Origin of the sequence: Bradyrhizobium sp. IC4060 (assembly GCF_020193715.1) — a bacterium.
Taxonomy (GTDB): Bacteria; Pseudomonadota; Alphaproteobacteria; order Rhizobiales; family Xanthobacteraceae; genus Bradyrhizobium; species Bradyrhizobium yuanmingense.
Genome location: NZ_JADYVJ010000037.1, coordinates 1 through 9,413, shown reverse-complemented (window position 1 = coordinate 9,413; position 9,413 = coordinate 1). Strand labels below are relative to the sequence as shown.

Annotated in this window: 7 protein-coding genes and 8 pseudogenes; 4 read left to right on the top strand and 11 right to left on the bottom strand. The window is 60.4% G+C overall.

Features of this window, described 5'->3' with window-relative positions; translation table 11 throughout:
• Positions 1 to 633: IS110 family transposase (locus I6F16_RS37125; protein WP_225174727.1), on the top strand; the 633-nt coding region annotated here is incomplete at its 5' end.
• Between the two features lie 299 nt (positions 634 to 932).
• Here I6F16_RS37125 and I6F16_RS37120 read toward each other — a convergent pair.
• From I6F16_RS37120 to I6F16_RS37105, 4 genes and pseudogenes are all read right to left on the bottom strand, one after another.
• Positions 933 to 1,853: pseudogene (locus tag I6F16_RS37120) on the bottom strand (IS3 family transposase); the annotation flags it as partial.
• A gap of 371 nt (positions 1,854 to 2,224) precedes the next feature.
• Positions 2,225 to 3,004, bottom strand: a complete 780-nt coding sequence (locus tag I6F16_RS37115; RefSeq protein ID WP_225174726.1) for a glucose 1-dehydrogenase — start codon at positions 3,002 to 3,004, stop codon at positions 2,225 to 2,227.
• A gap of 260 nt (positions 3,005 to 3,264) precedes the next feature.
• Positions 3,265 to 4,200, bottom strand: coding sequence for a transketolase C-terminal domain-containing protein (locus tag I6F16_RS38365; RefSeq protein ID WP_225174725.1), 936 nt, complete (start codon positions 4,198 to 4,200; stop codon positions 3,265 to 3,267).
• Positions 4,201 to 4,221: 21 nt separating this feature from the next.
• The gene (locus I6F16_RS37105; protein WP_225174724.1) at positions 4,222 to 5,055 is read right to left on the bottom strand and encodes a transketolase; all 834 of its coding nucleotides are present in this window, start codon (positions 5,053 to 5,055) and stop codon (positions 4,222 to 4,224) included.
• Between the two features lie 370 nt (positions 5,056 to 5,425).
• Between I6F16_RS37105 and I6F16_RS37100 the strand changes: the two are divergent.
• Positions 5,426 to 5,625 (top strand): annotated as a pseudogene (locus I6F16_RS37100) (IS110 family transposase); the annotation flags it as partial.
• A gap of 9 nt (positions 5,626 to 5,634) precedes the next feature.
• Here the strand turns inward: I6F16_RS37100 and I6F16_RS38360 are convergent.
• The 5 genes and pseudogenes from I6F16_RS38360 to I6F16_RS37075 all read right to left on the bottom strand — a co-directional run.
• A pseudogene (locus tag I6F16_RS38360) lies at positions 5,635 to 6,131 on the bottom strand (transposase); the annotation flags it as partial.
• A gap of 19 nt (positions 6,132 to 6,150) precedes the next feature.
• On the bottom strand, positions 6,151 to 6,351 hold the full coding sequence (locus I6F16_RS38355; protein WP_346730191.1) for a transposase: 201 nt from the start codon (positions 6,349 to 6,351) through the stop codon (positions 6,151 to 6,153).
• A 98-nt stretch (positions 6,352 to 6,449) separates the two neighbouring features.
• Positions 6,450 to 6,821 (bottom strand): annotated as a pseudogene (locus I6F16_RS38350) (transposase); the annotation flags it as partial.
• Positions 6,822 to 6,891: 70 nt separating this feature from the next.
• Positions 6,892 to 7,248: pseudogene (locus I6F16_RS37080) on the bottom strand (transposase); the annotation flags it as partial.
• A gap of 92 nt (positions 7,249 to 7,340) precedes the next feature.
• Entirely contained in the window at positions 7,341 to 7,736 is a 396-nt protein-coding gene (locus I6F16_RS37075) for a transposase (protein ID WP_225174722.1), read from the bottom strand.
• Positions 7,737 to 8,044: 308 nt separating this feature from the next.
• Between I6F16_RS37075 and I6F16_RS37070 the strand changes: the two genes are divergently transcribed.
• Complete coding sequence (locus I6F16_RS37070) at positions 8,045 to 8,236, top strand: hypothetical protein (protein ID WP_225174721.1); 192 nt, start codon at positions 8,045 to 8,047, stop codon at positions 8,234 to 8,236.
• Between the two features lie 500 nt (positions 8,237 to 8,736).
• On the opposite strand, the pseudogene I6F16_RS37060 reads toward I6F16_RS37070, so the two are convergent.
• A pseudogene (locus I6F16_RS37060) lies at positions 8,737 to 8,920 on the bottom strand (IS3 family transposase); the annotation flags it as partial.
• 169 nt (positions 8,921 to 9,089) lie between these two features.
• Between I6F16_RS37060 and I6F16_RS37055 the strand changes: the two are divergent.
• Positions 9,090 to 9,230 (top strand): annotated as a pseudogene (locus I6F16_RS37055) (hypothetical protein); the annotation flags it as partial.
• Positions 9,231 to 9,311: 81 nt separating this feature from the next.
• On the opposite strand, the pseudogene I6F16_RS37050 reads toward I6F16_RS37055, so the two are convergent.
• Positions 9,312 to 9,413, bottom strand: a pseudogene (locus I6F16_RS37050) (IS110 family transposase); the annotation flags it as partial.

The window sequence follows — 9,413 nt, the reverse complement described above, 5'->3', positions numbered from 1 at the left end:
CAAGGGTTCTTGATGCTTCATCGTACAAGAGGCTTGCTGGTCCGCCAGCGAACCATGACAGCCTGCGCCATTCGGGCTCACTTTGCTGAGTTCGGAATTATTGTCGGACAAGCCCGGCAACGGGTGGATGGTCTGGTGGACTTGTTGGATGACGAGGGGTTGACGCTGCCGGCCCATGCCCGCATCGCACTGGCCGTTCTTATGAACCAACTGAAGGAATTGGACCGGCGGGTCGAGGCCATCGAGCGCGAGCTAGCTCAGATCCAGCGAGTAAATCCGATGGCGAAGTTGCTGTCCTCGATTCCCGGGATCGGTCCCATAACGGCCACGGCTCTCGCCGCGACCGTACCGGACGCGACCATGTTCCGCTCCGGGCGGGAGTTCGCGGCCTGGCTTGGCCTGACGCCTAAGCAGAATTCCACTGGCGGGAAGGATCGGCTCGGCCGGATTACGAAACAGGGCGATTCCTATCGGAGCACTTGCTTGTCATCGGAGCACGTAACGTCGTTCGGTACCCAAAGGCACGCTCCCGGGTTGGAGGCGGCTGGATCGAAGCCCTGCTTGAACGGCGTCGGCCCATGGTCGTCGCCGTCGCCGTTGCCAACAAGTTGGCCCGGATCGTCTGGGCGATGATGACGACCGGAGAATTCTATCGGTCAAAGCTCGCGGCCTGACTTTCCGCGTATGTTGGCCACCTTATGGTGTGAGGGCAACTGACAGCATGATGGACACCGGCGGAGCTGGGGATCGAGCAAGCCCGAAGAGCTTTAAGCGCAACAAGCGCGACCCGTTGATGAGGCCTCGATCCGCGATCTCCATCAGGGCCAGCGGCCATGGCATCGGTCGCACTAACAGGCCGTATACATGAACGCACCCGACCGATATCCAAAATGCTGTAAAAACCTCTTGCACCCGCGGGGCCGTCTATACATGAAGCTCTCGATGAAGGCATTCTGCATGGGCTTGCCTGGCGCGATGTAGTGCCAGGCGACGCGGCTCTGATCGGCCCATGTCAGGATGGCGTTGCTGGTTCAATTCGGTGCCGTTGTCGCTGACCACCATTTTGGGCTTGCCGCGCTCGATGATCAGCCGATCCAGCTCCCGCGCCACCCGGGAGCCAGACAGCGAGGTGTCGGCCACCAACACCAGGCACTCGCGCGTGCACTCGTCGACCACGGTGAGGATGCGGAAGCGGCGGCCATCGGTGAGCTGATCCGACACGAAGTCGAGAGACCAGCGGTCGTTCGGCGCCATCGCGACCGTCATCGGCACCCGGGTCCCGATCGCCCGCTTGCGGCCGCCACGGCGACGCACCGCAAGCCTCTCTTCCCGGTAGAGCCGGAACAGCTTCTTGTGGTTGACCACGTAGCCCTCCCGCTTGAGCAGAACATGCAGGCGCCGATAGCCGAAGCGACGGCGCTCTTGGGCGATAGCCCTCATGCGTTGGCGAAGGCCGGCTTCGTCCGCCCGGGTCGTTTGGTATCTCATGGTCATGCGGCAGCAGCCGATGGCTTTACACGCCCGCCGTTCGCTCATCCCGTGGGCAGCCACGAGATGTGCGACAGCCTTCCGCTTGGGCGCGGGCGTCACCACTTCTTTCCCAGGAGGTCCTTCAAGGCCGCATTGTCCAGCATGGCGTCAGCCAAAAGGCGCTTCAGCCGTGTGTTCTCGTCCTCCAGGGTCTTCAGCCGCTTGGCCTCCGACACCTCCATTCCACCGAACTTCGCCTTCCATTTGTAGATCCTGGCGTCGCTGACGCCGTGCTTGCGGCATAGATCCGCGACCGACACGCCGGCCTCATGCTCCTTCAAAATCCCGATGATCTGCTCGTCCGAAAAGCGGCTGCGCTTCATGCTCTGGTCCTTGTCGTGGGCCAGAGCGAACTTCAAACTGGATTAAGCCCGTGGGGCAAGGTCATCGGCAATGGTGGTGTGCATTGAGGGATCACGGCGCTACTCCAAGCCTTCGACACGAGAACACCTGCATACGCGCCGCCGCGCGAGCCGCAACTGCGACCGCTCCTGCCACATCCAGGCCAAAAGTTTGACGAAGGATTGGCGATTGGAAAGACAACCTATTTGCAGATGGTCGAGTCACGTGCGGCCCGCCGGCACAAGCGTTTGCGTGTCCGACCTCATCCGTACGACGGACTGCGAGCTGACGCTTAGAGGCCTCCTCGGTCGCTGGTGAGATCTGCCAGGCCAGGGCCTCTAACCGGACAGTGTCAGGGGGGCGGCGCGGCCCTCGTCATCAGCCCGGCTCCTCCCATGCCGCCGTCAACGTTCAGGACATGCCCTGTGACGTAGCGGCTCTCGTCCGAGACGAGGAAGAGGACGCAGTCGGCCACTTCCTCAGGCGATCCAAAGCGGCGCATCGGCAGGAGATTGATATAGGCGACCTGCTCTACGGCATTGTGAATCGAGCGCCCAGGCGCATGTGCGATGGGGCCGGGCGCAATCGCGTTCACCCGGATGCCATGCGGAGCGAGTTCCACGGCCATGACTCGCGTCAGCAGCTCGAGCCCTGCCTTGGATGATCCGTACGCCGCGCGTCTCTCGCTGCCGCATTGACCGGAGACGGAACTAATGTTGACGATGGCACCGCCATTGCTCGCGGCGGACATGCGGCGGGCCGCCGCCTGTCCGACCAGGAAGGCCCCCGTCAGGTTCACGCGTACAATCCGCTCCCATTCATCGAGCGTAGTCTCAAGGAACGGCTGCAGCTTTCCGCCACCGGCATTGTTTACAAGGATGTCGACCCTGCCGCAGCGCGCGTCGATCTGCTCCATCATCGCGCGGGTCGAGTCGGGGGACTCCACGTCGAGCGTCATGCCGATCGCGTCGCCGGCTCCGCCCAGCGTCTTCGCAGCCGCCTCGGCAGCCCCACCGTCGCGACCGGCGATCACCACGCGAGCGCCCCGGCTTGCGAGCTTGCCAGCAATAGCAAGCCCGATCCCCCGCGCCCCACCGGTCACAAGCGCGACCTTTCCCTCCAGATTTGCCACGATAGTCCTCCATTGCTCGATATCGATCGCAGGTTTTGGAGCTTTGTTGCCAAGTAGCGACGGGCAAGCTGAATCCCTCTTTTCGATACAGCACCCCGTGTCTATTCTTTGACCAGCGGGTCGTGGCGAGGTGGTTGTGCGGTTTCCGAGGGAAGAGAGTTGCGAGGGAGACTCTGAGTAGAGATGGAAACTCTCGACGCTACACGGGCATTACTCCCTGGACGGGACTCTTCTCAGCGACTGGTCAGTCGGACCCTTACTCACCTTAAGGCGGCGGTCCGCTGGTGAACGCAAGCGGCCAAGATGGCTTGAGCTAGAGCCGGCCCACGAAGACCAAACTTAGCGCTTATCTCCAGATGCTCGCCGCAACTCAGGGCAGGCTCAAATCTGGTACCGATACGAGTGGTAGGCCGTAGTATCTTCGCATCGGCTAGAGTCTCGATGACCATGCTCCCTAGCCCACCATCGCGATGATGCTCCTCAATTATGATGATTTGAGCGGCGTTGCGAGCGGCCTCGCAGAGAGAGGCAGAATCAAATGGCCTGAGCGTCGAAAAATGGAGCACCTCTGGATTATGGCCCCCTTGGACCAACAACTCCTCAATGTCAGATATCGCCGAACTCACAACACCGGTGGATATAATCAAAGCGCCCTTACCATGTCGCAGGAGACAGGCTCGCCCCATTTCACCAATTGGACCTCCGTCACTTTCTTGGGCGCCATCGCTTAGGCGTATGTACAAGGGTCCGTCCCACTCGATGGTTGATAACAAGAGGCGCCCCAACTCCTCACCCGTTCGAGGGACGCATATCCCCATGTTTGGCACCTGGCGCAGCAGCGCGAGGTCTTCAAGGGCCGTGTGCGTGGGACCAAACTCCGAATAGACTAAGCCACCTCCGGATCCGATAATACGCACGCGAAGTTGCTGGAGACCTATGTCGATGAATAACTGTTCGAACGCTCTTCTCGTAATGAACGTCGCAGTGGACTGGACATATGGAATTAAGCCGCCGCTTGCCAGTCCGGCCGCCATACCAACCACATATTGCTCTGCTATGCCCTCCATAAAAAAGCGTTGCGGAAAAGCAGCCTGGAATTCCCTCATCGAATTGTAGGGTAGATCGCATCCAACAAACACAATCCGGCTATCGTGTCTCGCGAGCCTCTGCAGCGACTTACTGAATGCCTCACGCACGTTTGATCTCCCAGGCTGATTTCAAAGTAGAGACGGGATCTCGTTAAGTGATGGTGCTTGCCCGTAATGCCATTCACCGCTTCCTTCGAACTTTCCTAGTCCCTTTCCCTTCGTGGTCTCGCAGATGACCACTGTTGGACGCGGATCAGGCAACGGAACCAACAATGCTTCGCGAAGAGCGCGACGGTCGTGTCCGGGCACATGACAAACGTTAAAGCCAACTTCACGCCACAGTGCGGGCATATAGGGCATTGGAAGCACGTTCTCTACTGGCCCGCTAGATTGCTGGCGGTTTCGATCAACCAAAATGGTGAGATTTGCGAGCCGGTGCTTCACCGCATGGAATGCCGCTTCCCAATTTGCACCCTCGTTTAGCTCTCCATCGCCAACCAGCACATAGATGTTGGAATTCTTCTCATTGATCCGCGCAGCTAGGGCCATACCAACGGCTATCGGCAGCCCGTGCCCTAGCGTCCCCGTGGTTGCCTCGATGCCGCGCGAGATATTTCGCTCCGGAAGCACGCCCAGCGGCGCGCCCACTGAACAAAGGCGATCCAGCTCTTCAGGTGGAATTAGGCCCTTATGTTCGAGCACAGCATAGAGCGCGAGGCACCCGTGCCCTTTGCTGAGAATAAATCGGTCGCGATCATCAATTCCTGCGGCATCTTTGGGTAGACGCAGACATTCGTCGTACAGCACCAGAAGAATCTCGATTATCGAGAATGCAGGACTGATATGGCCGCCAACACGGCGCTGCGCGAGTACTTCCAAAATCCTCCGGCGTATGGCCTTTGATCGCGCATCAAGGTCATCGCCTCTTGGTGCGTCTTGGACGACCTTTGTGGCTTCGTTCATATCGCCTCCTGTTCACTGGCCGCCATAGGCATCGTCTCTTGTCGGCTGTCGACTATGTAACTGTCTAACTAGGCTGCGCACCTACCTTTCCTTGTGGGCTGATCTTCCGCGATCAGGGTCAGCGCCAAGCGCATATCCTCTTCTCAGGCCACTTCTTCCGTAGCACGACACTCCCGCAAAGGAAGTTCCTGGGAAACAGCAGTGTCTCACGGGGGGGACTCGGCCGCACCAAAAATTCCACTTGGTTGGGCGATGTTCTGGATTGGCCGCTTAGGCCGCATATGTGTGGTGGGAAGTCGCGACAATTGAGTTGGATCAATCCCGACGCTTACGGCGAGGCGACATCATGTCGGTTTTCCGTCGCTCGCACTGTTTCGTCAGCATTGAAGCCTGCGCCACCGCTCACCACTGGGCGCACGAGATTCGACGATTTTGAGACGAGCTGAGATTGATCCCGCCGGCCTATGTAAAACCCCAGGTACGGCGAGGAGCCAACAACGACGCGCTGACGCCGCCGCAATCTGCGAAGCGATCATCCGTCCCAATATGGGGTTCGTTTGTAAGCGCTCAGCCGGGGCCTTATTGAGGCTGGCTTGACGTTTTGCGGAATCGCCACGGCATGAGGTCTTCGATCCTGCTATGTGGATGGCCGTCGATGATCGCCTCGAGTGTTTCGGTGATGTAGGCAGCCGGGTTGACGCCATTGAGCTTGCAGGTAGCGACGATCGACGCGAGCAAGGCCCAGTTTTCTGCCTCGATTTTATGGCCGGCGAAGAGAGCATCTTTCCTGGTCAAGCAGACTGGCCGGATAGCGTTCTCGACCGGGTTCGTGTCGAGCTCGAGACGTCCGTCTTCGAGGAAGCGGGTCAGCCCTGCCAATGATTGAGCGCATAGCGGATGTCCTCGGCGAGCGTCGAACCGCTGGAGATCATTGACAGCTGTTTCGCGAACCACGGCTTTAACGTGGCTACCATGGGCAGCGAGTGCTCCTTGCGCGCGACCAACCGGATGTTCGGCGACGAGCCGCGCACCATGGCTTCGATGGCGTAAAGCTGTGCGATGTGCCGAACGGCGGCCTCGGCGATCGGCGATTTGCTATTGCGGGCCAATTTGACAAAGCGTCGGCGCAAGTGACTCCCAGCAATGCACGAGCCTCCATGGCCCTTGCCGTCGAGCGACTTCGGACAGTCGGTCATAACCCTCATAGGCATCGCATTGCAGGAAGCGTCGGCTGAAGCGATCCAGGAACTTCTCAGCGAAGGCACCGCTGCGACCGGGGGCATATCGGAACAGCACGATCGGCGGACTTGGGCCGCTGTGGCCGCGGTCATCGGAGCCCCCCAGAAGTAGCCTTTCTTCGTTTGGCCGCGCCCGGGATCGAGTACCGGCGCCGTGGTTTCGTCCATGAACAGGCGATCCGCCATGGCCAGGCGGCGGCGCATGTGGTCCGCGATCGGTTGAAGATGGAAGCAGGCGCGGCCGGACCAGTTGTCCAGTTTCGCCCGATCAAGCCGGATTCCCTGGCGCGCATAGATCTCGGCCTGACGGTAAAATGGCGTATGGTCGCCAAGCTTGGAGACGATCACGTGCGCAATGGCCGCTTCGGTCGGCAGCCCGCTGGGCACGACATGCTCCGGTGCGTGTGCCTGCACGACAGGGCCGGAGCAGCGGCGACGGATATATTTCGGGCGGCGCGTGACCAGCACACGCCATTGCGCCGGGATCACGTCGAGGCGCTTGCTGACGTCCTCGCCGATCTTCGTCATGGTGCCGCAACCGCAGGGGCAGAGCGTGCTCGCAGGCTCGATAACCCGGCCCACCCGCGGGCAAATGGGCAGGCAAGCAGCCGCGATTGCGATGAGAGCCTTGATCCGTCACGCTCCGCGATCGGCCCTGGATCACCGCCCCGGCTCTCTCCTGCGCAGCATCCAGGATGCCTTGCGCAATCTCCACGTCATCGAGCGGCAAGTGATACTGATTTGGTCGCAACTTCTCGGACTTCGCGCCGAACTTGTCGCGTCGCAATTCGCCGAGAATGATCTCCAACCGACGCCGCGCCTCCTCCGACGTCGCCAGTGCCCCCTGATGCTCGCTCAAGGCCGCCTGCGTTTGCGCACCAACACCAGGCCCGTTCGGCTGCGCCGCTGAACGGGTCGAGACGAAGCATCTCCTGCACCTTCTCCGCAAGCCCATCGCGGCCACAGCGGAAGTCGATCGGCCGCGTTGCAACGTAAATCTTCAGATCAGCACCGGCCGCAATCATCGTGATGCTCGCAGCACGCGGATCACCCGGGACAGCTGCTCGGCGTCAATGGCCGTATCCGCCCGCAGCACGATATCACCGATCGCGATCTCAAGCTTGATTGCCGGAGCAGACGCCCCTCGAACACACCTCCCACCACCAGCGGCGCGAATGTCGGCTCCGACGCCTCGCACGCCGGCAACAGGCCTCCCTGTCGAAAGCGCCGTCGCCAGTCGTAGATCTGCCAGCGCATCGCTCCATACTTGCGCGCCACCTCGGACACCTGGGCACCAGGTAACAGGCTCTCTGGGACGATCCGAGCTCTCTCAGCTTCCGAACGCACACGGCGCCCCGACGGCCGTTCAAGAACCTCCAGCCTGCTCACCGACCCTGCCGATGAGCCGTCCAAATTGACGCCCTTTTTACTGTCCAATCCCATCCCGAACCTCCGTCCAAGCCGGAGGCTTCTTCGCACACCTATCCAGATCCCGAAGCAAGGGTTCCGGCTAAGCACTTACGTTCGTTTCAATCAACAACGTCGAGAACCAAGGCTCCTCTGATGCTGCATCGCGCAAGAGGCCTGCTGATCCGCCAGAGAATTATGGCGGCTTGCGCTATCCGAGCCCACTTGCCGAGTTCGGAATCATTGTCGGGCAGAGCTGGCGACGGGTGGATGGTCTGGTCGACTTGTTGGATGCCGAGGGCTGACGCTAACCGGCCAATGCCCCTATCGCACTGGCTATTCTTGTGAACCAGCTGAAGGAATTGGACCAGCAGGTCGAGGCCATCGAGCGGGCGCTGGCTCACATCCGGAGAGAAAATCCGATGGTTAAGTTGCTGGCCGACATTGGTTTCACAACAGCCACGGCACTCGCCGCGACCGCGGCGGACCCGACCATGTTCCGCTGCGGGCCAGAGTTCGCCGCTTGGCAGGCCTGACGCCTAAGCAGAACTCCACCGGCGGGAAGGATCGGCTCGACCGCATAACGAAACAGGGCGATTCCTATGTCAGGCACTTGCTTGTCATCGGGGCATGTAGTCCTTCGGTGCCCAACGGCCCGCTCCAGGGTCGGAGGCGGCTGGATCGAAGCTTTGCTTGAGGGACGTCGCCCGGTGGCCGTCACTATCACCGCTGCAACAAGTTGGCCCGGATCATCTGGGCGATGATGACGAGCGGGGAATTTTATCGGCCGAAGCTCGCGGCCTGAGCTCCCGCGTATCTAGCCAACCTAAGATACGGAACCGACGGAGCTGGCGATCGAGCAAGCCCGAAGAGCTTCAAGCGCAGCAAGCGCGACCCGTTGATGAGGCCTCGATCCGCGATCTCCATCAGGGCCAGCGGCCATGGCATTGGTCGCACTAGCAGGCCGTAATATATCATCGCACCCGACCGTTATCCGAAAGACCGACGAATTCCCCCTATCCGCGGGTGCCATCCTAGGTTTGCCTGGCGCGATGTAGAGGCGACGCGGCTCTGATGGGCCCATGTCAGGATGGCGTGCTGGTCAGCTCGCTGCCATTGTCGCTGAACACCTATCTTCGGCTTGCCGCGCTCCATCATCAGCCGGTCCAGTTCCGGCGGCACCGGGCGCCGGAGAGCGAAGTATCGGCCAGCGCCGGGCAAAGCGGCGCAATCAACCACGGTGGGACGCGGAAGCGTCGTATCCGTCCGGTGAAGCTCTCAATTACCCATAACTTTGACCGCTCGGGCTGATCCGCTGATCGGCGAAAACTTGAATCGAAAGAATCACTTGTGATTCCTTTCTGAGCATTGATTCGCGAGGGCGGCTCTATGGTGCTGACATTAAGGGATCGATCGGCAAAAGGCTGTTTGCGGTCCTTGGAAGGTGAATGTTGGATTGATCGAGAGAGTAGTGGATGTGAGTTTAGGGACGCGCGGCTCGGCGACAGATTCCGCAAACTGCTCAGGCAGATTGGAGGCGCCATGGGACAAAGCATTCCGCTCGTCTGCCAGGATTGGGCGAATACCCACCCGTTGCCGGGCTTGTCCGACAATAATTCCGAACTCAGCAAAGTGAGCCCGAATGGCGCAGGCTGTCATGGTTCGCTGGCGGACCAGCAAGCCTCTTGTACGATGAAGCATCAAGAACCCTTG

What these genes read in the sequence shown, in the direction of transcription:
- I6F16_RS37105 (WP_225174724.1), bottom strand. Translation starts at nt 5,055, where the DNA reads ATGAACGAAGCCACAAAGGTCGTCCAAGACGCACCAAGAGGCGATGAC.
- I6F16_RS37075 (WP_225174722.1), bottom strand. Translation starts at nt 7,736, where the DNA reads ATGGGATTGGACAGTAAAAAGGGCGTCAATTTGGACGGCTCATCGGCA.